Origin of the sequence: Olivibacter sp. CPCC 100613, from assembly GCF_036959255.1 — a bacterium.
Classification (GTDB): Bacteria; Bacteroidota; Bacteroidia; order Sphingobacteriales; family Sphingobacteriaceae; genus Olivibacter.
Genome location: NZ_JAWMTI010000002.1, coordinates 899,152 through 923,101 on the forward strand (window position 1 = coordinate 899,152; position 23,950 = coordinate 923,101).

At 39.4% G+C, this 23,950-nt stretch carries 23 protein-coding genes and 1 tRNA gene; 14 read left to right on the forward strand and 10 right to left on the reverse strand.

All coding sequences use genetic code 11. The features are described 5' to 3' along the window. Positions 1 to 39: 39 nt before the first annotated feature. Positions 40 to 1,296 (reverse strand): condensation domain-containing protein, encoded by a 1,257-nt coding sequence (locus RYH73_RS10245; protein WP_335313327.1) that lies wholly within the window; start codon positions 1,294 to 1,296, stop codon positions 40 to 42. A gap of 402 nt (positions 1,297 to 1,698) precedes the next feature. On the opposite strand from RYH73_RS10245, the gene hisG reads away from it, so the two are divergent. The 9 genes from hisG to RYH73_RS10290 all read left to right on the forward strand — a co-directional run bounded on the left by hisG (position 1,699) and on the right by RYH73_RS10290 (position 10,053). Beyond that, positions 1,699 to 2,550 (forward strand): ATP phosphoribosyltransferase, encoded by an 852-nt coding sequence (hisG, locus tag RYH73_RS10250; protein ID WP_335313328.1) that lies wholly within the window; start codon positions 1,699 to 1,701, stop codon positions 2,548 to 2,550. Between the two features lie 73 nt (positions 2,551 to 2,623). Next, complete coding sequence (gene hisD / locus RYH73_RS10255; RefSeq protein WP_335313329.1) at positions 2,624 to 3,922, forward strand: histidinol dehydrogenase; 1,299 nt, start codon at positions 2,624 to 2,626, stop codon at positions 3,920 to 3,922. A gap of 62 nt (positions 3,923 to 3,984) precedes the next feature. Then, a complete protein-coding gene (hisC, locus tag RYH73_RS10260; protein ID WP_335313330.1) occupies positions 3,985 to 5,049 on the forward strand; it encodes a histidinol-phosphate transaminase in 1,065 nt (354 codons plus the stop codon). A gap of 117 nt (positions 5,050 to 5,166) precedes the next feature. Beyond that, positions 5,167 to 6,312, forward strand: a complete 1,146-nt coding sequence (gene hisB, locus RYH73_RS10265) for a bifunctional histidinol-phosphatase/imidazoleglycerol-phosphate dehydratase HisB (protein ID WP_335313331.1) — start codon at positions 5,167 to 5,169, stop codon at positions 6,310 to 6,312. A gap of 100 nt (positions 6,313 to 6,412) precedes the next feature. After that, positions 6,413 to 7,003 carry an imidazole glycerol phosphate synthase subunit HisH gene (hisH, locus tag RYH73_RS10270; protein WP_335313332.1) on the forward strand — a complete coding sequence of 197 codons (591 nt, stop codon included), beginning with the start codon at positions 6,413 to 6,415 and terminating at the stop codon, positions 7,001 to 7,003. A 12-nt stretch (positions 7,004 to 7,015) separates the two neighbouring features. After that, complete coding sequence (locus RYH73_RS10275; RefSeq protein WP_335313333.1) at positions 7,016 to 7,765, forward strand: 1-(5-phosphoribosyl)-5-[(5-phosphoribosylamino)methylideneamino]imidazole-4-carboxamide isomerase; 750 nt, start codon at positions 7,016 to 7,018, stop codon at positions 7,763 to 7,765. Continuing rightward, positions 7,735 to 8,523, forward strand: a complete 789-nt coding sequence (gene hisF, locus RYH73_RS10280; RefSeq protein WP_335313334.1) for an imidazole glycerol phosphate synthase subunit HisF — start codon at positions 7,735 to 7,737, stop codon at positions 8,521 to 8,523. Before RYH73_RS10275 ends, hisF begins: the two co-directional genes overlap by 31 nt. A gap of 21 nt (positions 8,524 to 8,544) precedes the next feature. Then, positions 8,545 to 9,132: a bifunctional phosphoribosyl-AMP cyclohydrolase/phosphoribosyl-ATP diphosphatase HisIE gene (gene hisIE, locus RYH73_RS10285; protein ID WP_335313335.1), complete on the forward strand. Its 588-nt coding sequence runs from the start codon at positions 8,545 to 8,547 to the stop codon at positions 9,130 to 9,132. A gap of 3 nt (positions 9,133 to 9,135) precedes the next feature. Beyond that, positions 9,136 to 10,053 (forward strand): WD40 repeat domain-containing protein, encoded by a 918-nt coding sequence (locus RYH73_RS10290; protein WP_335313336.1) that lies wholly within the window; start codon positions 9,136 to 9,138, stop codon positions 10,051 to 10,053. Here the strand turns inward: RYH73_RS10290 and RYH73_RS10295 are convergent. From RYH73_RS10295 to RYH73_RS10325, 7 genes are all read right to left on the reverse strand, one after another. Beyond that, complete coding sequence (locus RYH73_RS10295; protein WP_335313337.1) at positions 10,046 to 10,759, reverse strand: hypothetical protein; 714 nt, start codon at positions 10,757 to 10,759, stop codon at positions 10,046 to 10,048. The two genes, RYH73_RS10290 and RYH73_RS10295, sit on opposite strands and share 8 nt — an antisense overlap. Before the next feature lie 123 nt (positions 10,760 to 10,882). After that, on the reverse strand, positions 10,883 to 12,853 hold the full coding sequence (locus tag RYH73_RS10300) for a M1 family metallopeptidase (RefSeq protein ID WP_335313338.1): 1,971 nt from the start codon (positions 12,851 to 12,853) through the stop codon (positions 10,883 to 10,885). Positions 12,854 to 12,983: 130 nt separating this feature from the next. Continuing rightward, positions 12,984 to 13,328, reverse strand: coding sequence for an arsenate reductase (locus RYH73_RS10305; RefSeq protein ID WP_335313339.1), 345 nt, complete (start codon positions 13,326 to 13,328; stop codon positions 12,984 to 12,986). Positions 13,329 to 13,390: 62 nt separating this feature from the next. After that, the gene (gene pth, locus RYH73_RS10310; RefSeq protein ID WP_335313340.1) at positions 13,391 to 13,951 is read right to left on the reverse strand and encodes an aminoacyl-tRNA hydrolase; all 561 of its coding nucleotides are present in this window, start codon (positions 13,949 to 13,951) and stop codon (positions 13,391 to 13,393) included. A gap of 68 nt (positions 13,952 to 14,019) precedes the next feature. Continuing rightward, positions 14,020 to 14,607 carry a 50S ribosomal protein L25/general stress protein Ctc gene (locus RYH73_RS10315; RefSeq protein WP_335313341.1) on the reverse strand — a complete coding sequence of 196 codons (588 nt, stop codon included), beginning with the start codon at positions 14,605 to 14,607 and terminating at the stop codon, positions 14,020 to 14,022. 89 nt (positions 14,608 to 14,696) lie between these two features. Continuing rightward, positions 14,697 to 15,653: a ribose-phosphate pyrophosphokinase gene (locus RYH73_RS10320; RefSeq protein ID WP_335313342.1), complete on the reverse strand. Its 957-nt coding sequence runs from the start codon at positions 15,651 to 15,653 to the stop codon at positions 14,697 to 14,699. Between the two features lie 66 nt (positions 15,654 to 15,719). Next, positions 15,720 to 15,790 (reverse strand) — tRNA-Gln (locus RYH73_RS10325). Positions 15,791 to 16,074: 284 nt separating this feature from the next. Between RYH73_RS10325 and RYH73_RS10330 the strand changes: the two genes are divergently transcribed. Beyond that, entirely contained in the window at positions 16,075 to 19,110 is a 3,036-nt protein-coding gene (locus RYH73_RS10330; RefSeq protein WP_335313343.1) for a glycosyltransferase family 117 protein, read from the forward strand. Between the two features lie 53 nt (positions 19,111 to 19,163). Here RYH73_RS10330 and RYH73_RS10335 read toward each other — a convergent pair whose 3' ends face one another. Continuing rightward, a complete protein-coding gene (locus RYH73_RS10335) occupies positions 19,164 to 20,348 on the reverse strand; it encodes an aminopeptidase C (RefSeq protein ID WP_335313344.1) in 1,185 nt (394 codons plus the stop codon). A gap of 190 nt (positions 20,349 to 20,538) precedes the next feature. Next, on the reverse strand, positions 20,539 to 21,060 hold the full coding sequence (locus tag RYH73_RS10340) for a hypothetical protein (protein ID WP_335313345.1): 522 nt from the start codon (positions 21,058 to 21,060) through the stop codon (positions 20,539 to 20,541). Between the two features lie 256 nt (positions 21,061 to 21,316). Here RYH73_RS10340 and RYH73_RS10345 point away from each other — a divergent pair, with 256 nt between their 5' ends. The 4 genes from RYH73_RS10345 (at position 21,317) to RYH73_RS10360 (ending at position 23,943) form a co-directional block, all read left to right on the forward strand. After that, complete coding sequence (locus RYH73_RS10345; protein WP_335313346.1) at positions 21,317 to 21,667, forward strand: hypothetical protein; 351 nt, start codon at positions 21,317 to 21,319, stop codon at positions 21,665 to 21,667. Positions 21,668 to 21,672: 5 nt separating this feature from the next. Continuing rightward, complete coding sequence (locus RYH73_RS10350) at positions 21,673 to 22,575, forward strand: lysylphosphatidylglycerol synthase transmembrane domain-containing protein (RefSeq protein ID WP_335313347.1); 903 nt, start codon at positions 21,673 to 21,675, stop codon at positions 22,573 to 22,575. A 77-nt stretch (positions 22,576 to 22,652) separates the two neighbouring features. Then, positions 22,653 to 23,357 (forward strand): SDR family NAD(P)-dependent oxidoreductase, encoded by a 705-nt coding sequence (locus RYH73_RS10355; RefSeq protein WP_335313348.1) that lies wholly within the window; start codon positions 22,653 to 22,655, stop codon positions 23,355 to 23,357. Between the two features lie 76 nt (positions 23,358 to 23,433). Further along, positions 23,434 to 23,943, forward strand: coding sequence for a hypothetical protein (locus RYH73_RS10360; protein WP_335313349.1), 510 nt, complete (start codon positions 23,434 to 23,436; stop codon positions 23,941 to 23,943). Positions 23,944 to 23,950: the final 7 nt, after the last annotated feature.

The following is a 23,950-nucleotide window of genomic DNA, read 5'->3' on the forward strand; positions in this document are numbered from 1 at the left end:
AAAAATTTATTTTTTCCACCGTTTTTTATATTCACTTGGTTAAAGGGAAGTTCGTATAATTTCAAGTGCACGCGTTTGAAAAGCTTGTGCTGACGCGTGTGGAAGAAAATTTTCATCCGAGGTAAACATAAAATCGATTTGTGCTTTAAAACAGGTAATGGATAAAGTAGAGGGATTACCCAAAGCGAAAATACTTGCAGGAGAATATAAATTTTCCACGATGAGTCCGTTATATTGATCCGCCAACTGAACAAGCCCCATGTTTGAGAAAGTAAATGCGTGCGTTCCTTTATCCTTTTTTGCATACTCGGTTATCTGCGGAATCAACGTTGTCAGTCCTTCGCTAAAAGCCAAGGTGTCATAAACTGATAATTTTTCGATGCGCCTTGATAATGTTGTTTTTAACACCTCCGCTTGCTGCCAGACATTTCGAGACGGATTTTTATTCAAATGTAAAGGAACCATTGCCGGAAAGGCAAAAAGCATATCATTTTTCACCTCCTTGATAAATCTCCTCATATCAATGGAACAAAAAAGTTTCAGCTGTCTTTTCCTTCCTTCGACATCACCAAAAGCGCGCAAAAATACGGCACAAAAAAAGGCATGAATAGAAAGTCCTCTAACCTTACATTGCTCGAAAATAGCCTTTGATTCTTCAACACTTAATTTCCAATGAATGAAATAGGGGCTATTTCGACTAATTTCCTTTTTAAACGAAGCAAAACGTAAGGCTATTTTTGTTAACACCGGGAGACACTTGGCAATCATTCTATTGGCTCTATTACGCTTAACATACGTGGGAACGAAATCGAGTATAGCGGAAAATTGATTATATGTACCAATATCCATCTCTGGATCACCTAGTACGTGAAGCGTTTCATGCACCAAGTTTAAGATGGATCTGCCATCACAAATACAATGATGACCTACAAAAATCAAATCTGAAAAATCGTTTCCTTTGATCCACACGATCCGTAAAAGTAAGCTATTGACTGCGTCAAAAGAGATGAGGCATTCCTTGACAAACTCATCTTTCCAATCCTCATCACCGCTTCGATCGACTACTCGAACATCAATATCTTTTTTTATCGTATTTTGGACAAAATAAGGTGTTCCATCATCACCATGTTCAATATGAACATTTAAAAGTGGATGCCGTCGCTGTACTTTATCAAGGGCCTTATTCAAAGACTCCCTACTAAAGATTCCGCGAATCGTTACCGTTGTAACGACATTATTGGCAATCACTCCGCCGGCATACAATGTTCCTTCAAGGAAAGCTAATTTTCTTCTCATCCGCTTATAACAGGCAATGGGATCAAAATAACAGGCAAAGGTTAATGCGCACATTCAATGAGGCATTCGTCCCATATTTACGGTGAATATAAATAAAAAACTTAAAAAAAGAAGTTAACTCCCTTTCCTTTCGCATGAATTTTTGCTAATAAAGTTCACCTTTTATTTGCAAAAACAAAATTGTATCCTATATTTGCAACATTCTTCTTAACAAAGAAGCGCAGATTAATAAAAATGTTGAAAGTCTTCACACATCACGTACATTTTCATCATCGCCCTTGCGGCGATATGTAATAAGTATGTTTCTACGTGAAGCAGATACCCTCCCCCAATTCGTTAATTTTTTTAGATTCAAGAGCATGCTATCTTATGCATGTGAAAACTTAATATTAAATACTATCGATGTCGTCTTTAAAAATAGCCATCCAAAAGTCGGGCAGATTAAACGAAAAATCTGTAGAACTATTAAAGAACTGTGGTTTAACTTTCGAAAATTATAAAAGCTCTCTCATCTCCTCTGTATCCAATTTTCCGCTGGAAATTCTCTTTTTAAGAGATGACGATATACCGGAATATGTTCAAGATGGGATTGCCGATTTAGGGATTGTTGGCGAGAATGTCATTAATGAAACGGAAGTGAATGTACATTACCTGCAACGTCTTGGATTTGGAAAATGTACCCTGAAGATTGCCATACCGAATGAAAGCGACTTAAAGCAAATCAGCGACTTAGAAGGTCGTGCTATCGCTACTTCTTATCCAAACATCTTAAAAAAGTATCTTGCAGACAATCAGATTAATGCTACCATTCGAACCATATCCGGATCGGTCGAAATTTCTCCCGGATTAGGATTAAGTGATGCCATCTGTGACATCGTCTCAACAGGAGGCACATTAAAAAGCAACGGCTTAAAACCCTTTGCAGATGTTATGTCATCCGAGGCGATTTTAATCAGCAAAAATGGGATAGAACAAGAGGAGGTTGTAAAAGAGTTGATGCAACGGATCCAGTCTGTCTTGAAGGCTAAAGAAACCAAATACGTTGTGCTTAATGTGAAGCGTGAAAACCTCCCGATAATTGTCAACTTATTACCGGGTGTAAAGAGCCCAACGGTGGTTCCTCTTGCTGAGGAAGATTGGGTGGCTGTCCATACGGTTATACAAGAGCGCGACTTTTGGGAAAAGATAAATAAACTCAAAGCCGCAGGTGCACAAGGGATTGTAGTCATGCCTATTGAAAAGATTATTATGTAATTTATAGTATTGGCTGTAAGTTGCCCGTTCGAACAACGGATAACGTTCAGCTAATAGTGAACAATAAAACCACATGTTAAATACCTATAATTACAACGAGCTTTCTCGGGAAGCATTGAATCAACTGATGTTGCGTAATACGGATCCGGCCCATACCATTCAGGAGACCGTTGAAAGCATTATCCAAAGCGTTCGAAACAATGGGGACACTGCACTGTTCGACTTCACCGAACAATTTGACAAGGTTAAATTGGAAAAGCTATACATAGAGGAGGACGAGATTCAGTCGTTGGCTAGTGGTATTGGTCGTGAACAGCAACGAGCACTGGAAATCGCTTTTAACAATATTTACAAATTCCACCAACAACAATTAAGAAAAGAAAAGAAAATTGACACAATGCAAGGCGTCACCTGTTGGAGAGAGGCACGTCCTATCGAACGCGTGGGACTTTATGTTCCAGGTGGGTCGGCCGTACTTCCAAGTACTTTTCTCATGCTTGGTGTTCCGGCTCGGATTGCCGGATGCAAAGAAATTGTTGTCTGTTGTCCCCCTCAGGTGAATGGCCTAATCAACGGTTATATAGCCTATTGTGCTTATCTTTTGAAAATAAAGCGTATTTACCTCATCGGAGGAGCGCAGGCAATTGGCGCTATGGCCTATGGCACAGCAACAGTTCCGAAAGTCGACAAGATCTTCGGGCCAGGCAATCAATTTGTCACGAAAGCAAAAACCATCGTCCAAGCAACTACCAACACGGCAATCGATATGCCGGCAGGTCCTTCAGAGGTCCTTATAATAGCTGATAAAACAAGTAACCCTATCTATGTAGCTGCCGATCTCCTCGCACAGGCTGAACATGGAAAAGATAGCCAAGCCGTACTGGTCAGTGATAGCAAATCGATGATAGAACAAGTAAACGAAGAATTGGCTAAACAAGTTGAGGTTTTGCCTCGAGTTGAAATAGCCAAATCCGCTATTGCTAATTCGTATGCCCTGTTTTGCCACGATCTAACGGAAGCGATGTCATTCAGCAACGCCTATGCCCCAGAGCATTTAATTCTTGCCTTGGACGATTGGCGGTCTGTTGTAAACAAAATAACCAATGCCGGTTCTGTTTTTTTAGGTCACCTGACACCTGAAAGTGTGGGAGATTATGCCTCCGGCACCAATCACACTTTACCAACCAGCGCCTATGCAAAAGCCTACGCCGGGGTTTCCGTGGATTCTTTTATTAAAAAAATCACCTTTCAACATATAACACCGGTTGGAATAAAACAAATAGGGCCTACGGTAGAAATACTAGCTGAGCTCGAAGGGCTACACGCCCATAAAAATGCCGTAACGGTACGGTTAAATAACAAAGAAGCGTAAAAAAGGGTCCAGAACGAGTATGCAGTAGCAAACTATTTGACTTTTTAATTTTTAATTTAAGCATGACTGTCAATATCCAGAACCTGTTAAGGGAAAATATAAAAAAACTCACCCCTTATTCCTCCGCACGTGATGAATTTAAAGGAGAAGCTTCTATCTTATTAGATGCAAATGAAAACGCCTTTGGCTCGCCCTTACCTGTTAATTACAATCGGTACCCCGATCCCCTGCAAGTAAAACTAAAAGAGAAAGTCGCTCAAATCAAAGGTGTCCCCACCGAGAACATTTTTATCGGCAATGGAAGTGATGAAGCGATTGACCTCCTACTGAGAGCCTTTTGCCATCCAGGTGTCGACAATATCATCATCGTTCCACCCACTTATGGAATGTATGAGGTTTCGGCGAATATTAACGATGTATTAATTAAACGTGTTCCATTAACTACTGAATTTCAGCTCGATCTCGACGGTTTAGCGGAAGCAATCGACGAACGCAGCAAAATTATTTTCATCTGTTCACCGAATAATCCCACAGGAAATGCAATCCATAGAGAAGACATAGAAACATTGCTAAACCACTTTAAGGGGATCGTCGTGGTGGACGAAGCGTATATTAATTTTGCAAGACAACGATCTTTCACTCAGGAATTAACAGAATATAACAATTTGGTAATCTTACAAACCTTATCTAAAGCTTGGGGATTGGCCGGATTAAGAATTGGGATGGCCTTTGCAGTTACCGATGTCATCGATGTCCTTAACAAAATAAAGCCCCCATATAATATCAATGAGGCCTCGCAAGCACTTGCTTTACAAGCGCTGGAAAATGTGGACGAAATTAATACCTGGATAAAAACGACGGTTGCAGAACGAGAAAAATTGGTAAAAGACCTGCTAGCTTTTCCTTTTGTACAGTATATATATCCATCGGAAGCCAACTTCATCTTAATAAAAGTGGTTGCTCCTCGCGAACTTTACAAATTTCTTGTTGATTTGGGCATTATCGTACGTGACCGATCTTCAGTCATATTATGCGAAGGGTGCTTGCGTATTACTATTGGAACACCAACAGAAAATCAGCAACTTTTAAAAGCTCTTCAAGAATATTTGCCAACCAGTGAGCAATAGACTCGCATTAAATAATAAAACAGAAAATTTACGCAAATCCAAAAGCCTGTCTTTACAAAAGAATTAATGGTAATTTTGTTTGCTTTGTTAGATTTAAAGGACGAATGAATTGATAATATGGCAATTACCAACAATAAAAAGCGGATTTTATTTATTGACCGCGACGGGACATTGATCCTTGAACCAGAAGATGAACAAATTGATTCCTTCGAAAAGCTTAAATTTTATCCCGGGGCTATACAGTACCTGGCCCGAATAGCCAATGAACTGGACTATGAACTAGTTTTGGTCAGTAATCAAGATGGCCTAGGCACTGATTCACATCCGGAGGCCAATTTTTGGCCGGTACATCGCTTTGTTATGGAAACTTTCGCCGGCGAAGGTGTTCATTTTAGCAGGGAACATATCGATCGTACTTTTCCACACGAACAAGCAGAAACGCGGAAACCCGGTATTGGTATGCTAACAATCTATTTTGATAACGACAAATATGACTTATCTAATTCCTACGTTATCGGCGATCGGATCAACGATGTACGTCTTGCGCAGAATCTTGGTGCAAAGGCTATTTGGCTGCGAAATAACGATGAGCTAGGTGCAAAAGAAAACCTTCTTGTTGATGCCAATGTTATTGCTTTAGAAACAACAGAATTCAAAAAGGTATATGAATATTTAAAAGTTGGCCGTCGCTCGGCCACGCATCAACGAACAACCAATGAAACGGATATTTATGTAGCCGTCAACTTGGAGGGAAAAGGTAAGGCGGATATCGAAACAGGTCTTCCTTTTTTCGATCATATGCTTGATCAGTTAGCGCGGCATGGGAGCATGGATCTGACCATCAAAACAAAAGGTGATCTACATATTGATGAACATCATACGATCGAAGATACAGCGCTTGCATTAGGAGAAGCAATATTGAAAGCACTCGGTGATAAAAGAGGTATGGAGCGATACGGTTTCTGTTTGCCAATGGATGACTGCTTAGCGCAAGTGGCATTGGATTTTGGGGGCAGAAGCTGGCTGGTATGGGAGGCAACATTTAAACGTGAGAAAATAGGTGAAATGCCTACTGAAATGTTCATCCATTTCTTTAAGTCCTTTTCTGATGCAGCAAAATGCAACCTGAATATTAAAGCAGAAGGACAAAATGAACATCACAAAATTGAGGCGATTTTTAAGGCTTTTGCAAAAGCGATTAAAATGGCGGTAAAAAGAGACCCCGAGCGGATGGAGCTTCCTAGTACCAAAGGAGTACTTTAGAAATAAATAAATTCAGGCGCTACATTTTTCGGTAAATGGCGCCAAAACAGATAATCTCTACCATTATGAATGGTAATTCTTAACATAGAATGTTGGAATAATGATAGGAATAATAAATTACGGTGCAGGAAACATTTTCTCTCTAACTGCTGCGCTCGATCGACTGAGCTTAAAATATGGTATGGTTAATGCGGGAGATACGATGGAGAAATATAGCCATATTATTATACCTGGTGTTGGTCATGCAGGTGCTGCTATGCAAAAACTGCAAACTTCAGGATTAGTTGATTCGATAAAAGTGCTTAAAAAACCCGTATTGGGGATTTGTGTAGGTATGCAATTGTTAACACGCCATTCGGAAGAAGGAGATGCTCAACTATTGGACATTATGGATATTGACACGTTACATTTTACACATAAGATTCCACATAAAGTTCCCCATATGGGATGGAATCAAGTGAGTGCAAAGCATGCCGACGGTCTTTTTCGCGGAATACCCACTGATGCATATTTTTACTTTGTCCACTCTTATTTTATCGAATATAATCCTACTTTTACACTCGCTTATACAACGTATGGTCTTAAGTTTTCTTCTGCTATACAGTTTAACAATTTTTACGGAGTCCAGTTTCATCCTGAAAAATCCGGGGAAGCAGGGGAACAATTATTAAGAAATTTTTGTACAATCTAATCAAGAAAAGTCATGTATATTATTCCAGCGATCGATATATTGGATAAAAAGGTAGTTCGTCTACGAGAAGGTAAATATGACGATATCACCACCTACGATATTAGTTTGGAGGAGATGATCGAAAAATACCAGTCAAATGGTACCGAATTCGTACATGTTATTGATCTCAACGGCGCAAAAGGCGATTTTAGCAATCAGCAATACCTTTTTGACATTATCAAAAAAACCGACATGAAGGTGCAATATGGAGGCGGGGTCAGGAGCATCGAAAAAGTAAAAGAGCTGATTGACGCAGGTGTACATCGGGTTATCGTGGGAACACAAGCAATTACCAATCCTGAATTTTTGGATGAGCTCAGCCATCTTTATTGTAATGGCATCAAATGTTCCGATCACATTGTGGTTGCTATCGATGTTTTAGATGAGGTAATTAAGTATTCAGGTTGGATGGAAAGTTCGCCACTAAAGTTAATCGATTATATAGATAGATGCCTTGGTTTAGGTTTCTTCCGATTCCTTTGCACAGACATCAATAAGGACGGAAAACTTGGCGGAGCAGGTATTGATTTGTATAAAAAACTTTTAGATCATTCCCCGATAATCAAATTAATTGCTTCTGGTGGTATTAGTTCGATGGATGATATTAAAGCCCTCGATGAATTTCGGATAGAAGCATGTGTGGTTGGAAAAGCGATTTACGAAGACAGGATAAGTATTGAAGAAATAAAAGAATGGAACCTTCGCGCGCTGATCAATTTCTAAACACGGGTGTTACTAAGCGTATTATCCCTTGCCTCGATGTAAAGGATGGGAGAACAGTTAAGGGAGTTAACTTCATTGATTTGCGTGATGCAGGAGATCCCGTTGAGCTGGCATGGCAGTATTCCAAACAGGATGCCGATGAGTTGGTTTTTCTAGATATCACAGCTACACATGAAAAACGTAAGACTACGATCGATATGGTAAAAGCTGTCGCTAGAAATGTGAATATCCCTTTTACCATCGGCGGAGGGATACATGAAATAAGTGATGCGGATCTATTGCTAAACGCTGGCGCTGATAAAATCTCTATCAACTCCGCTGCTGTAAGAAATCCCGATTTAATCAATAAGCTGGCGGACACTTTTGGTATTCAATTCGTTGTAGTTGCGATTGATACAAAACATATCGACGGCAAAAATTATGTTCACCTTAATGGCGGAAGAATAAAAACAGATTTGATAACAGAAGAATGGATAAAGGAAGCCGAAAGTAGAGGGGCCGGAGAGATATTACTTACCTCTATGGATCATGACGGAACAAAGAATGGTTTTGATTGCAACTTGCTTCGCACGGTTAACAAAAGCTTAAGTATACCCCTTATCGCTTCGGGTGGTGCAGGTAATCAGCAACACTTTGTAGATGTTTTCTTGGAAACACAGGTAGATGCTGCGCTAGCAGCGTCCGTTTTTCATTACGGTGAAATTCGTATACCCGAACTAAAGGAAACGCTGAGATCACAGGGTATTGAAGTCCGTTAATGTAATTTTAATTTAAAAAGAATGTTAGATTTTAATAAGGGAGCAGGCTTAGTTCCCGCTGTCATCCAAGATTACCAAACATTGGAAGTCCTGATGTTAGGGTATATGAATGAAGAAGCTTGGGAGAAAACGAAGCGGGAGCAACGTGTCACTTTCTTCTCTCGTACCAAGAATCGTCTTTGGACCAAAGGGGAAGAAAGTGGTAATTACTTAGAAGTAGTAGAAACGGCTGTTGATTGTGATCAGGACACGCTTCTGATTAAAGTAAATCCAAAAGGCCCAACTTGCCATACCGGATCCAGAAGTTGCTTTAACACCGACTACAATCAAAATTTCATTTTCCAGCTAGAAAAAATTATTGATGACCGATTTACCAACCCCGTTGAAAGTTCTTATGTAAATAAGCTAAGAGGAAAAGGTGTCAATAAAATTGCTCAAAAAGTAGGAGAAGAAGCAGTTGAAACTGTCATCGCCGCACTTAAGGAATCGGATACGGACTTCATTAACGAGTCGTCAGACCTACTCTTCCATTTATTGGTCCTATTGCGAGAGAAAGATACTCCCTTGATACGTATTGCAGAAAATCTGGCGAAACGGCATCAGAAGTAAAGTATGAATAAGATAGAGATCACTAAAAAACACACCTTATCGGGACATCAGAATCCGATTTTTGCTGTTGAAACAGGAGGAGCTCCTACAACGCTCTTCACGGCAGGTAATGATAAAGGCGTAGTTGAATGGGATCTTGAGCTGGGCAAGTTTAGAAGAATACTTCTTCCGGTAAAGAGCTCCGTCTATGCCTTACACTATATACCTGCCAGTAATTTACTTGCAGTTGGTGAACGAAGTGGATTGGTTACGATTGTTGATATTGAAAAACAGCTCGTAGTCGCCAGGCTACAACATCACGAAAAACCCATTTTTGGGATACAGGCATTTCGAACGAAATCCGAAATTATCGTATCTTCAGAAGATGGTACAGTCTCTATATGGAACACGGTAAATTTCAATTTACTATATCATTTCAGCGTATCAACAGAAACAGTGCGTTGCATAGCGCTCAATCAGGAAGAAAATATACTCGCATTTGGATCAAAAGACAGCAAAATCAGGTTGTTCCATGCCCAAGACTATATACCGTTTCAAGAGATCAATGAACATAGTGCAGCCATAACCGCACTTGCCTTCTCACCGGATGACCGCTTTTTATTAACGGGCGGACGAGATGCGCAATTAAATGTATTCGAGACTAAGCATTTTCTATTAGAAAAGAATATCACGGCCCACATGTTTAGTATATACGGCATAGCTTATCACCCTACTTTTCCAGTGTTTATTACAGCTAGTCGTGATAAAAGTATAAAAATATGGCGTACTGCAGATTATTCGTTAATCAAAAATATTAGTTTCGACAAAGGATACGAAACACATCGTTTGTCTATCAATAATATATCCTGGATAGATGATCAAACTTTTGTTTCGGTAAGTGACGATAAAACAGCCATTATATGGAATGCGGACTTTATTTAGTCTGTGTTGTATCCTCCAATTTAATTTTTTCTTTAGCGGCCGGGCTTAAGTTTTTATATTTATTATAGGAATCCATAACATATAAACGAAGCGTTTCATCATTGGCTTCTTGGATAAACGAAGCCTTCGGACGATATTTCGCCATAAATAAACTTAAATCTTCTCCTCTTAAAGGTGTCAGGCTGGTAATTAACTCGGCTGTAAACCGAGCATCTATAATACGATTGTTACTTTCCTCTTCCAGCATCTTATACTGCCTTCTGGCATTGCGGGCTCCCTTCCCAAAAATACGAGAAGGAGAAAAACCAATCCCTCCCATCCGTTGGGTACCATTTACATTGCTACTACCGGTAACGGTATTCGCAAATTGACCTTCTTTTTTTAAACGCTCTTTTTCTTCAGCAATACGATTGTTTGTCAAGGCGTTAATGTTCACCACCTCTAACATACGAGGATCATTTACGGAAGTGAGATATATTCTTTTCAACGCGAAGTCCGTCACCACCAAACTATCTACACGATATCCCGGATAAGAAAATACCAGAATATCATCCTTACTGGCACGAATCGAGAATTCCCCCGATTGATCACTGCGTGTGCTATCACTTTTATTCAAATTCTTTATCGATACTTCCGGCATCAGCTCGTTGCTTTTATACTCCAACACGATTCCTCTAAAACGGTCTTGAGCGTTTACCGTAATCATACTAACCAATAAAAAGAAACACAATGTAAAAGGCTTTATCATATATTCAATGAATCTGGTATTTCAGGTACAAACTAAACAGTTTTAAATGAAAAGTGTTAGCTAAAACCTAAAATTTAACATTTATTGTATATCAGTCCAACTATTATTGCTTGGGTTGACATCTGGAAAAACCCGTTCAGGGTCGATAACTACTGACTTAAGCTTTTCTATAGTAGACACTTTAAATGAAAAAGATTGATTTCTTTCCCAAATCTCCACCGGAAGTTTTATCAGTTGCTTCTCATCATCGGCAGAAACAATTTCGACAATTAATGGCATTGGCATTTCCTCAAGATTAGACACCGTAATGATCGCTCCTTTAGCAGGGTCATTGTCAACGTATTTAACTCCTTCAACAGCTTGATCTAATTTCCAATTGTGTTGAAACCATGATCTCCAAAACCAACTTAAATTTTCACCTGCCACATTCTCCATTGTTCGAAAGAAGTCGAATGGTGTAGGATGTTTATACGCCCAATATTCAATATATGTTTTGAATGCCCTGTCAAAGCGTTCCTCTCCCAAAATATGTTCCCGTAAAATTGTTAATGCCAACTGTGGCTTCCTGTAGGCGAGTGTTCCGATATTACTTTCCTTCATATTTTGAGGTGATGACATGATGGGCTCAACCTCATCACCAAAATAAATACGGGCCAAGTCATGTCCATCATACTTCGGTGCTTTATATTCGCCCCTATTAAAAACGTCTTTTGACAGCGAATTGATAAAACTATTAAAACCTTCATCCATCCAGGCATACAATCGCTCGTTACTTCCTACTATCATTGGAAACCAAATATGTCCAAACTCGTGGTCTGTCACCCCCCATAAGCTACTCGCTTTAGCAGTATTTCTACAAAAAACAATACCTGGGTATTCCATCCCTCCGACATTCGATGCAACATTCACCGCAACCGGATAGGGATAAGGGTACCATTTGTTTGAATAATATTCTATTGATGATTTTGTATACTCTGTTGATCGTTCCCAAGCGTTGTTTCCCCTACTTTCTATTGGATAAGCGGATATTGCCAGAGAAGTTTGCCCCCCGGGTAAATTAATTTTTGCGGCATCCACAATGAAAGAACTGGACGATGCCCACGCAATGTCCCTACTACGATTAAGTTTAAATCGCCAAGTTAGTTCTTTATTCTCACCAGGCCTGGACTTGACGTCAGTCACCTCTTCACCGGAGCGTATCACAACTGTTTTATCACTCTTAGCAGCACGCTCCCACCGCTTCAACTGCTCCGTTGTGTACACTTCTTCAGGATTTAACAATTCTCCTCCACAAACAACGATATGCTTGCTGGGGGCCGTAATTTCAATATTGAAATCGCCATACTCCAGGTAAAATTCACCGGGTCCTGTATACGGTTGTACATTCCATCCAAGCACATCGTCGTAAACAGCCATTCGAGGATACCATTGTGCAATAGCAAAAATATCTCCATGCGCGGTTTCCAAAATACCCGTACGATCTGCACCATAATCCGGGATTGTGTAACGATAATGAATGGCAAGCTTCGTGTTGCCCCCGGTGGCATCCAAATCTTCCGGTAGAAATACCTGCATACGTGTATCGTCAATCTTGTAATCTATTTCTTTACCGTCGGCTCCTTTAACTGCCTCAATCGTATAACCGCCATCAAAAGGCGTATCATGTGAACCGTATCTACTTTTACCTATCGAAACAATTTGTGCTCCCCGGCTCTTTTTTGAAAAGAGATTCTGATCCAACTGTAGCCATAGAAAATCGAGTTTATCAGGGCTATTATTGGTATAATCTAAATATGCTATCCCTTCCAGCTCTTTTCGATCCGTGTTCAAGTGTACCTTTATCGTATAATTGACCTTATTTTGCCAATACTTTATTCCCGGCTTTCCACTTGCCGACCGATACTCATTTCCATTCTGGGTATAAAAGATCGGGGCAAAGGCTTTTTCATAGTTATATTTGCTTTGAGTAGAAACGGTCTGCTGAGCGAAGGCAGCAACTCCCGAAAAAAGAATAAAAGCTATAAAAGCTATAAAGGATCGTTGTTTTAGCATCTGTATAAATTAAAAATAACTTGCAAAGCAAGATTCGCTCCAACTTTGGCTATCCGCTAATATAACTCTATTTTTAAGGTCACTTATAAAAATAAAGGCTTAAAATGAATATTTTAAGCCTTTGTAACAATTATTTTAGTTTATCCAGGTATTCCTTCTCATCAAATCCCACTATTAACCCTTTTGGAGATTCAATAACGGGTCGTTTTATAACGCTGGTTTTCTCTTGCATTAATTTGTTGGCCGTATATTGATCAACTACCGCCTCCTTCTCTGCATCGCTTAAACTTCGCCAAGTTGTTCCCCTTTTATTAACTAACAATTCCCAACTTACTTCCTCCTCCCAGCGCTGTAATGTATCTTCGCTCACACCCAATTTCTTAAAATCCTGAAAATCATAGGATATTTCATTTTTTTCCAGCCATTCCAATGCTTTTTTAACTGTATTACAGTTCTTAATTCCGTAAATTTTCATTTTTCTCTCGTTTTTAACCTTGACTTAGCTATTAATTAAGGGTTAACTCCTGAAACTTAAAGCTATTTATTAAAATTCGTCATCGTCAGCTCGAGTCCCACGGAAACGAAACTTTTGATCGCGTCGACTGCATGTTGTATTAATGACGGCAACGAGGCTTGCTCATCCTTATCAAACGGTCCCAAAACATAATCTATCTGCCGTCCTTTAGGATAATTATCACCTATACCAAAACGCAAACGTGCATATTGCTGTCCCCCACACAATGCCTCAATATTTTTGAGTCCATTATGTCCCGCCGCACTTCCTTTTGGTTTAATTCGAATGCTACCAAATGGGATCGCTAAATCGTCCACAATGACCAAAACATTGGAAATCGGTATCTTAAGCTCATGCATCCAGTAATTAACCGCTTTTCCGCTCAGATTCATATAAGTGGTAGGTTTAATAACATGAACGGCTCTGCCTTTGTGCTTAAATTCCGAATAAAATGCATATTTCAAGGTAGAATAACCTGCAGCGAATTCCTTGATAAGTTCATCCGCAACCATAAACCCGATATTATGCCGTGTATCAGCATATTCTTGCCCAATATTACCTAAACCAACTATTAGATACTTCATTTTTTACCCTATAAAAAAAGCATCCGATGCTGATCACCGGATGCCTTTGGTAAATGCTTAAAAAACTATTATTTCTTACCAGTCTTAGCAGCTTCTTGTTCAGCTTGTTTTAATGCACGTGACATAATTACTGAAACAATTGTATCATCAGCATTATTAAGCACCTTAGCATTCTTAATTTCAATAGCGCCTACACGTACAGATTTCCCTACTTCCAATGACTCTAAGCTAACTTCAATCACTTGAGGCATATCTTTTGGTAGGGCCTTCACGCGCAATTTACGTAATTTTTGAACTAATTTACCACCCATTTTAACACCGGGAGATGTACCGGTTAGCGCGATAGGAATATTCACAGAAACCTCTTTCTTTTCATTTAGCGCCAAAAAGTCAATGTGAATAATTTGATCCGTAAGCGGATGATACTGAGCCTCTTGAACAATTGCTTGATACTTCTTTCCGCCAATTTCAAGATCTACGAAATTAACTTCCGGTGTATAAATCAATGGTTTCAAATCAGCTGCGGACACAGCGAAGTGGTATTGTTCATCACCTCCATAAAGAACAGCTGGTACCTTACCGGCATAGCGTAATTCTTTTGCGTCTCTTTTCCCTACGTTCTCTCTAAGAGAACCGCTAATAGCAATTGATTTCATTATCTATATTTATTATTTTTCCATTTACAGAACACAATCTACATGCCCCATTTTTCAAGGCTGCAAAGATAGAAAAAAAGATTGATCGATTATTTATTTTGATCAAAAATTTTAAATAAATCACTGATTGAACCGTGTTCATTGATGTTTGTTATCGCACGTGCAAACAAATCCGCGGTTGACAATACTTTGATTTTACTACTTTTCCCCTTTAAAGGGATGGTATCCGTAACAATCAGCTCACTTAAAACTGAGTTCTCGACCGTTTCATAGGCCTTACCCGAAAGAACAGGATGTGTACACACTGCCCGTACACTACTGGCACCATTCTCCATAATCAGCGAAGCTGCTTTTGATAAGGTACCTGCGGTATCACAAATATCATCAATCAACACGATATCTTGTCCTGTCACATCGCCAATAATGGACATCGACTCAATCTCGTTTGCCCGTTTACGCTGTTTATCACAAATAACCACCTCAGCATTAAAGTATTTGGCAAAAGTTCTAGCGCGATAAGAACCGCCCATATCAGGCGAAGCGATTGTGAGATTGGGAAGATTCAACGACTTGATATAGGGCACAAAAATACTCGCTGCATCTAAATGATCGACCGGTATATCAAAGAACCCTTGAATTTGAGCAGCATGCAAATCCATGGTCATAATCCGATGGGCTCCCGCCGCTGTTAACAGGTTAGCGATCATCTTCGCCCCTATCGCTACCCGTGGCTTATCTTTTCGATCTTGACGGGCAAAACCGAAATAAGGAACTACAGCTGTTATATAATGAGCAGAAGCTCGTTTTGCAGCATCGATCATTAAAAGCAGTTCAAACAAGTTATCGGTTGGCTGATAAGTGGACTGTATCAAGAACACGTCGCTACCACGAACCGATTCGTTGTAAAATGGTTGGAACTCGCCATCACTAAAGCGAGACAAGGTCATTTCGCCTAATTCCTTACCATAAGATTGAGAGATTTTTTGAGCCAGTTCTTTGCTACCGGATCCGGCAAATAATTTAACCGTGTTAAATTGAAGAGGCATGCGTGTGGGTTTGGTGTTTAAAAAAATTCGGGCCGCTTTCAACGACCCGATTCTCTTTTGTTTATGTTGCCCGACCAGGATTCGAACCTAGACAAACTGAACCAAAATCAGTTGTACTACCTTTATACTATCGGGCAATTCGCTTTGTTTATCAGCCTTCTGCCGTAAACGGAGTGCAAATATAAAGTGATATTCTAAATACTCAAAATATTTCATTCATTTTTTTTCTCTTTTTTAGCAGCTACTTGAATATCAAGTGGATGTTTTTCAGCATCTCTTTTTTTACTTTTTACTTTTCAATTTTTCCTTTATATCAATACTAATACTTATTTTCGGCACTTAATTGTATTATAATGATATATTATGCGTTTCTTATACCGAGAACGAACGCTTAAAAGAACGAAATAAACAATAGTAACTGATGGATTATAACAAAACGAACAATTTACTCGGATGGATAACATTTATCGTTTCCACCTTAGTTTATGTGTTAACCCTAGAACCTACAGCCAGTTATTGGGACTGTGGTGAATTTATCGCAGCCGCCTATAAGATGCAAATCGTACATCAACCGGGCGCTCCCCTTTTCTTGATGTTGCAGAATATTTTCAGCAATCTAGCCTTCGGTAACAAAGAGTCAATCGCTTATTGGATGAACTTCGGATCGGCTGTTTCCAGTGGTTTAACCATTATGTTCCTGTTTTGGACCATCACAGCCCTGGCACGGAAAGTACTGTGGCAGGGGAATACAACCTTGTTACCGGGAAATCTTATTCAAATAATGGGTGCAGGTCTGGTTGGCGCTTTGGCTTACACGTTCTCTGACACGTTCTGGTTTTCTGCGGTCGAATCCGAGGTATACGCCATGTCGTCCCTGTGTACAGCGATCGTGTTTTGGGCAATTCTAAAATGGGAAGCCCACGCTGAAGAACCTCGGGCCGACAAATGGCTCTTGTTAATCGCGTATGTTATGGGGCTTTCTATTGGCGTTCACTTACTGAACCTATTAACAATTCCCGCACTCGCCCTCGTCGTTTATTTTAAACGGGTTAAAACTCCAAGCAACGGGGGTGTCTTCAAAACTTTCTTAATTGGTTGTGTCATTGTGGCCTTTGTCCTTTGGGGCATCATCCAGTACCTGATTAAGTTTGCGGCTTACTTCGACCTATTCTTCGTTAATACATTAGGACTCGGTTTCGGCACCGGCGTGGTGTTTTTTGCCTTACTGGTCATCGGTGGCTTGACATTTGGTATTTACTATTCAATAACAAAAGTAAAACCGCGTTTAAATTTAATTTTATTAGGGATTTGCTTTATTATTTTAGGTTACGGTTCTTTTGCCATGATTTTAGTACGTGCAAAAGCGGATCCAAGCTTAAACAATAGCGATCCCGATAATGCATTTTCATTTTTGGGATACCTTAACCGAGAGCAATACGGTGAAGAGCCACTCTTCAAAGGCCCTTACTTCACATCCAAAATTATCGATCGAAAAGAAGGTAGCAATACCTATATTAAGGGAGAAGAAAAATACGAAAATATAGGAAAAAAATACAGCTATGTTTATGATCGGGAAACTATATTTCCTCGCATCTATAGTAATGATCCGGGAAGAGGGCATCCGCAATTTTATAGAAGCTGGCTAAATTTAGGGGAAAATGATCAACCTACTTTTGGTAATAACCTCAGTTTCTTTTTCACCTATCAAGTAGGTCATATGTATGCTCGTTATTTCTTCTGGAATTTTGTCGGGCGACAAAACGATCAAAAGGGTGATGGAAGCTTCACGGAGGGTAATTGGATAACAGGTATCAAGCCAATTGATCAGGCACGTCTGGGAGGGCAGGATGCAATACCGGAATCATTAAAAACAGATCCTTCGAATAATAAATTTTATGGACTGCCTTTAATTTTAGGTATAATAGGTGCATTGTGGCACTTTAAACGTCATCAAAAAGACGCGGGTATTGTGGGTTTGCTCTTTTTCTTTACCGGTTTGGCGATCGTGTTATATCTTAACCAAACACCTCTCCAACCGCGTGAGCGCGATTATGCCTATGCGGGATCTTTTTACGCCTTCGCTATTTGGATCGGGTTAGGTGTCATTGGGCTAGCGGATATGCTACAAAAGAAAACCAGTGCTAAAACGGCAGGTATCGCAGCTACACTGATAGGCTTATTTGCAGCCCCTATACTGATGGCAAAAGAGGGTTGGGACGATCATGACCGCTCCACAAAATACGTTGCCCGAGATCTCGCCAAAGATTACCTGCAATCCTGTGCACCTAATGCTATTTTGTTTACCTATGGAGACAACGACACTTATCCCTTATGGTACGTTCAGGAAGTTGAAAATTTTAGACCCGATGTTCGTATCGTTAACTTGAGTTTATTGAGTGCCGATTGGTACGTACGACAAATGAAGGAAAAAGTCAATGAAGCCGATGCTCTCCCCATCACAATGAAGGACAGTCAGTTTAAACAGGGAACCCGTGATGGTCTATCATTTATGGATGCCGGATTCAAACAACCAATCGAACTGAGCTCCGTTCTTGATGTTCTATTATCGGATAATCCGAACGATCAAGTTGAATATCAGGATGGCAGTCGCTCCAATTATTTATTTACAAAAAATTTCAAACTTTCAGTAAATAAAGCCGATGTTGTTAAAAACAAGGTGGTTCCTGCAAAATGGGATAATAATGTCGTAGATACCATGGTTTGGACCTATAATAAGGATTTTGTGTCTAAAGCAGAATTAGCTATGTTTGATATCCTGGTACATAATAACTGGAAGCGCCCTATTTATTTTGCCACAACCGTACCTAACAGCAACTATTTAGGTTTAGACAATTACCTGATTAATGAAGGTTTTGCCCTACGTCTGATGCCTGTTAAGTTCAACAAAACAGAAGAACAGCTGCGTATGGGGGAAACGGTTAACGTAGACGCCCTCTATGATAATACGATGAATAAATTTGTATGGGGTAATATGGCTAAGGCACGTTATCTTGACCATGAATCGTATGGAATGCTCTCTTTGATTATCAACAACTTCAGCACACTAAGTCAGACTTTATATGAAGAAGGCCGTAAAGAGGAAGCCAAAAAGGTTCTGGACAGATGCCTGTCGGTAGTTCCCAAACGGATTTACTCACTTGGTCAATCAAGAGTATTATACTTTTTGACTCGACAATTGTATCAGGTTGGCATGACAGATAAAGCAAATGCGCTATTAGCGCAAAATGGAAAATACGTGGATGAACTACTTCGATATTACATTGCTATTGCCGGTACGAAACCGAATTTAGAAATGCAAAATATTCAAATCGGTACACAAATCATCTACAGCTCCGCAGAGCTTGCTAAAGAATATAAGCAGAACAAAGAAGCGAAGGCATTGGAAGATGCCTTAAATAATATCGAGAAGCTATTTTCAGGAACTCCTCAAGGTTAAACAAAAAGCGCCTACCGTTCCGGTAGGCGCTTTTTGTTTTAATCTATAAACGATTACAAACCTAATTTCTTCGCTACATCCTTCGGCAACCCGCCCTTATGAACCATAAAAGCAGTCGTTTTAAACTGCACAAAAGCTTTCGTCACGTAAAGATAACCATTATAATCGTTTGATGCGCCCCATGAATTTTTCACAATATAGTACTCTTTACCGTTTTGATCTTTCGCTAGACCCACAATGTGCATTCCATGATCATCGGTGGTTGAATAGTCGTCAAAAGCTTGTTGCCGCAGATCTTCCGTGATAGTCAGTTCGGATTTAGGACCATTAAACATGGCCGCTTTCTCTTCTTCATTCATTTTTTCGTATGGTTTTTCCGGCACATATGCCACTCCATTTTTCCAACTGAAACCTTTTTCACTTACATCAGTAGCCCAACCCACAGTATATCCATTCGCTAATGCATGATCAATAATGTCCGTCATATCGGTCATCGATACATTATAAACCTGATCGAAAGACCAGTTATCCGGAATCAAAAGGGTGAACTTGCTGTAATATGGGTGGTCTTTAAAGGACGAAAGCTCGATATAGTCATCCGCATTCAAGCCAATCACCTCCTTAGCAAATGATTTTGGTGTATAGTTTTTTCCTTTGTAATTGAATGTTTCAGGAACTCTTCCCAAATAAGTATCAATGGCATTTGTATAAGCTTCTATCCAATTCGGCGTTAGTTTGCCATTTGGATTTTTAACAACGGCAGCTAATACCGCATCAGTTACGCTACTCATCTCTGCCAGCTTGTTTCCGTCTGTACCATAATGTAATCCCGTATATACCTCACGGGGCACTGCACCATATTTACGGTACATATTGATAACATCATGCAATTGCCCACCTTCTCCTAAGCTCAAACCGCCGTGTAAACGAACATAATTTTTACCTTTTTCAACATATACATTCCGCGCAGTAAATAATTGCGATATTTCCACAGGCTCTCTTCCATTTCTGATCATCTCCGACTCCAGAAAAGAGTTTCCTGAATAGCTCCAGCAGGTTCCCGATGATCCCTGGTTTTTGACAGTTGTATTTTGCAGATTAATTACCTCAGTAAACTTAAATCCGAATTTACTACTGTCACTTTGGTTGTTCTGTAACGACTTAACGAGGTTGTCTTGTGCAAAGCTCTGTCCATTGCCGGCAATAAAGAATGCCGCTGCAACGACGAACGTTTTCATATTAAATTTTAGCATGTGTGAAATATGTTTAGGGCGATAAATGTAGAATTTTAATGATCAAACCGCAAATGCAAGGCACGTTCAGGAAAACTTAACGGCAAAATCTTTTTATGTATTGCAGTATAAAAAAAACAAAAGCGCTGCAACTTAACTCGTTACAGCGCTTTGTAAAATCTTTATTGATGTAATTTTAGCGTTTGCTGAATTTGAATTCCAAAAACGAATCGTTACCATCTCCTGTATTGACCGGCATTTGCAGCGTAAAAGTTTGCTCATCTGCATAAGCCAAATCCAAACGATATCCTTCGGTTACGTTTTTAGCTTTCTCCCCAGGATAAAGCTTCTTAAACTGAAACTGCGCTTCTCCCCCGTTTTCAGGCTCAAAAATAGACCAAAAGATGTCACGGGTAGCACCTGGTGCGCAAAGCTCACCGTCTTTTGAGAAGGTAATCGTACCTTTTCCGTTAGCAATCAAGTTCCATGTACTTCCGACAAAACAATCAATCGGTGCTTCATCAAAGATACGCTTTACATTGGCTCCTGTTGGAAAATTTTTTTTCTCAACGCTATTAAGCACCCATTGGCCCTTTACACCTCTCTTCCATTGACTACCGCTTGGCGAGGAAGATGATACAGCTTGCTTCGAAGATGAACAAGCTACGAAAAAGAACAGAAAGGGTGCTAAAATCAAAAGTTTTAAAGTTGTTTTCATTCTTACTAGTTATTTATGATAAAAGTACTCACTAAAGGATAAGAGCCGGTGGTATTCATACGAATTATCCCCAATAGCCGTTTATTCTTTAGTGATAGATTTTAATCTTAATACAATAAAGTTGTACATTTGTTTCCTTTGTAAAGGTTTGAGTTAATAAAAATACATCACAAATATAGAGCATTGTGCAGCTTTTTAAAATTATTATCGCTCGATTTAATTATAGTAAAGCAAAAGGAAATAACAAAGTAAATCCATGAAGTCTAAATCCAAGAGTCCTATATCCAAAAATCATACCACAAGCAAATTTGTTTCCAAATTATTAGTACGACTTTTTATCCTTATTTTAGCCGCGGCTGTTGTTCCGGCTTTTGTAGATGACGAAATTGCTGCAAAATTGGGAACTACTTATGTTTATATAGAAAACAAATGGGTTTTTATATTTCCACTGATCTTGTTTCTAAGCTTTTTAACGCTATTAATTTTAACGGGACGGAACCGTCACGAAAAAACGGACCTCAATTGGATGCTTTCGCTTAACACGTTACTCTTGATCATTTATGTAGTTATGCTTTTCATCCGCTTAGCTCCTCTGATCTATAAATAAACCCAATGACCAAACAGAAGCTCTGGAATACCACCAAATTACTCTTAAAATTTGCCGTAACCGCTCTAGCACTGTATTTAGTATTTACTAAAGTAAGTCTGAACGATTTGAAAGAAGTCTTTACAAAATCAGATCCTTTATTTCTCTCTCTGGGGTTTTTAAGTTTCTTTATTTCGATCGTTATCTCAGCATGGAGATTAAATACGTTTTTTAAAGGTGTTGATCTAGACCTTCCGGAGCTCTACAATTTCAAACTATATTTACTCGGTATGTTCTATAATATATCATTACCTGGTGGTATAGGCGGTGATGGCTATAAAATTTACTTCTTGCGTAAAAAATATCAAGTAAAAGGAAGAAAATTATTGTCGTGTGTCTTCTTCGATAGGCTGAGTGGTTTATGGGCATTGTGTTTAATAACGGCAGCACTTGTTATTTTTATTCCTAGGCTCGGTATACCCAATTGGATGCCTATTTTAGGGGTCGTCGTTGGAACAATTGTATACTACATAGTTATGCGCCGATTTTTCAATGACTACGCCTACTCATTTGTTTTCAAACACCTGAAGGCCTTGGGTGTTCAATCATTACAAGTAATATGTGCCATATGCATTCTGTATGGATTGCACTTCGAGGGGAAATTTTCTCCGTATTTGTTGCTCTTTTTACTTTCACAGATTGTTGCTGTAATTCCACTGTCAATAGGTGGATTAGGCGCAAGGGAAGTCGTATTTATGTACGGATCAGATTACTTTCATTTGGATTCACATCGCGCTATCCTGATCAGTTTAATCTCTTATTTTATATCCGCCCTTATATCCTTATCGGGCTCCTATTTCACCTTTCATCCCAAAGCGCTAGGAGAAGAGAAACTTCCTGAAACCAATGAAGTAGATTTAGCGGACTAAACGAAAAGAATGTAACTTTGTATAAACATTTACAGCATTGAAATGTAATGCATAGTAGATGAAAAATAGTGTTAAACATGAATATAGTAATAACAGGTGCAAGCAGTGGTGTAGGATTTGAAGCCGTTTTAGAACTGATCTTACGAAATGAACATCATGTAATAGCTTTAGCTCGATCACATGATAAACTGAAAAGACTATTCGAAATAGCAAAGGGATTGAATCCCGATTGCAATATATACCCAGCAAGATTTGATATTGTTCATGATGACTACGAATCGGGCCTGTTACCTTTTATTGTAGAAAAAATTGGTCATGTTGATATATTGATTAACAATGCAGGTGTCCTAATTAATAAGTCTTTCGAAGAAACAACTGCCATTGATTTTGCAGAAATGTTGCAAACGAACGTTTTGGGACACGTAAAAATGATTAAACACCTAAGTCCTATCATGCCCGCAGGGAGCCACATCTTAAACATCGGTAGTATGGGTGGTTTTCAAGGAAGTGTCAAATTTCCCGGGTTAGCAGCCTATTCTGCCAGTAAAGCAGCATTGCACACCCTAACGGAGTGCCTTGCGGTTGAATTTGCAGCGCGGAAAATTCACATTAACTGTCTTGCTATTGGATCAGCGCAAACAGAAATGCTTGAAAAAGCGTTTCCTAATTACCAGTCACCAATTGCGGCCTTTGAAATGGGTAAATATATTGCGGATTTTGCATTGACCGGACATAAGTTTTTTAATGGTAAAGTGTTACCGGTAGCGGTCACTACACCATAAAATACAGCCATAGGGGGTATCACCGCGCTGCCCGGAGGGCTGTATGGAAACAGTTTTGAACTTTAGTTGAAATCACATGGAAGTAAAAAGATCATTCATAACGATTGTTTCGGTAATTATTGCATCCTTTCTAATCATTGCCTGTCAAAATGAACAAGGCAATACGCATACATCAGATTCGGATGGTACAGAGACGACTACTTCTTCAGCTATAAAAACATTAACATTGCCCTTCATAGCCGTTGTTGATTCGAACACGACTCGTATCGCATTGCAGGAAAATCCCGAAAAAAGTCAAATTCCTTTAAACAAGGAAGAACTCGCTGAAGCCTTAAATATTAAGTATCCCGAAGTCAAGATAGAACTCGGTGCAGTTAATCACGACACTTTATCTGTTAAAATTCCAAACGCCACTTTTCTAACGCAGCAAATGGGAACCACCGGCGCCCTCACGTATTTAGCAGAAGCTACCTATGCCTTTACTGATCGAACAAATATTCACGTTGTGAATTTTGTATTTAAAGAGGGGGATCACGCAGTACCAGGTTTCTATACACGAAAGAGCTTCAACACCAAAAATATTTAGCAAGCAT

What these genes read in the sequence shown, in the direction of transcription:
- RYH73_RS10295 (WP_335313337.1), bottom strand. Translation starts at nt 10,759, where the DNA reads ATGATTACGGTAAACGCTCAAGACCGTTTTAGAGGAATCGTGTTGGAG.
- RYH73_RS10315 (WP_335313341.1), bottom strand. Translation starts at nt 14,607, where the DNA reads ATGAAATCAATTGCTATTAGCGGTTCTCTTAGAGAGAACGTAGGGAAA.
- hisB (WP_335313331.1), top strand. Translation starts at nt 5,167, where the DNA reads ATGGCAATTACCAACAATAAAAAGCGGATTTTATTTATTGACCGCGAC.
- hisH (WP_335313332.1), top strand. Translation starts at nt 6,413, where the DNA reads ATGATAGGAATAATAAATTACGGTGCAGGAAACATTTTCTCTCTAACT.
- RYH73_RS10355 (WP_335313348.1), top strand. Translation starts at nt 22,653, where the DNA reads ATGAATATAGTAATAACAGGTGCAAGCAGTGGTGTAGGATTTGAAGCC.
- RYH73_RS10345 (WP_335313346.1), top strand. Translation starts at nt 21,317, where the DNA reads ATGAAGTCTAAATCCAAGAGTCCTATATCCAAAAATCATACCACAAGC.
- RYH73_RS10340 (WP_335313345.1), bottom strand. Translation starts at nt 21,060, where the DNA reads ATGAAAACAACTTTAAAACTTTTGATTTTAGCACCCTTTCTGTTCTTT.
- hisG (WP_335313328.1), top strand. Translation starts at nt 1,699, where the DNA reads ATGTCGTCTTTAAAAATAGCCATCCAAAAGTCGGGCAGATTAAACGAA.
- pth (WP_335313340.1), bottom strand. Translation starts at nt 13,951, where the DNA reads ATGAAGTATCTAATAGTTGGTTTAGGTAATATTGGGCAAGAATATGCT.
- hisC (WP_335313330.1), top strand. Translation starts at nt 3,985, where the DNA reads ATGACTGTCAATATCCAGAACCTGTTAAGGGAAAATATAAAAAAACTC.
- RYH73_RS10360 (WP_335313349.1), top strand. Translation starts at nt 23,434, where the DNA reads ATGGAAGTAAAAAGATCATTCATAACGATTGTTTCGGTAATTATTGCA.
- RYH73_RS10300 (WP_335313338.1), bottom strand. Translation starts at nt 12,853, where the DNA reads ATGCTAAAACAACGATCCTTTATAGCTTTTATAGCTTTTATTCTTTTT.
- RYH73_RS10245 (WP_335313327.1), bottom strand. Translation starts at nt 1,296, where the DNA reads ATGAGAAGAAAATTAGCTTTCCTTGAAGGAACATTGTATGCCGGCGGA.
- RYH73_RS10275 (WP_335313333.1), top strand. Translation starts at nt 7,016, where the DNA reads ATGTATATTATTCCAGCGATCGATATATTGGATAAAAAGGTAGTTCGT.
- hisF (WP_335313334.1), top strand. Translation starts at nt 7,735, where the DNA reads ATGGAACCTTCGCGCGCTGATCAATTTCTAAACACGGGTGTTACTAAG.
- RYH73_RS10320 (WP_335313342.1), bottom strand. Translation starts at nt 15,653, where the DNA reads ATGCCTCTTCAATTTAACACGGTTAAATTATTTGCCGGATCCGGTAGC.
- RYH73_RS10305 (WP_335313339.1), bottom strand. Translation starts at nt 13,328, where the DNA reads ATGAAAATTTACGGAATTAAGAACTGTAATACAGTTAAAAAAGCATTG.
- RYH73_RS10335 (WP_335313344.1), bottom strand. Translation starts at nt 20,348, where the DNA reads ATGAAAACGTTCGTCGTTGCAGCGGCATTCTTTATTGCCGGCAATGGA.
- hisD (WP_335313329.1), top strand. Translation starts at nt 2,624, where the DNA reads ATGTTAAATACCTATAATTACAACGAGCTTTCTCGGGAAGCATTGAAT.
- RYH73_RS10350 (WP_335313347.1), top strand. Translation starts at nt 21,673, where the DNA reads ATGACCAAACAGAAGCTCTGGAATACCACCAAATTACTCTTAAAATTT.
- hisIE (WP_335313335.1), top strand. Translation starts at nt 8,545, where the DNA reads ATGTTAGATTTTAATAAGGGAGCAGGCTTAGTTCCCGCTGTCATCCAA.
- RYH73_RS10290 (WP_335313336.1), top strand. Translation starts at nt 9,136, where the DNA reads ATGAATAAGATAGAGATCACTAAAAAACACACCTTATCGGGACATCAG.
- RYH73_RS10330 (WP_335313343.1), top strand. Translation starts at nt 16,075, where the DNA reads ATGGATTATAACAAAACGAACAATTTACTCGGATGGATAACATTTATC.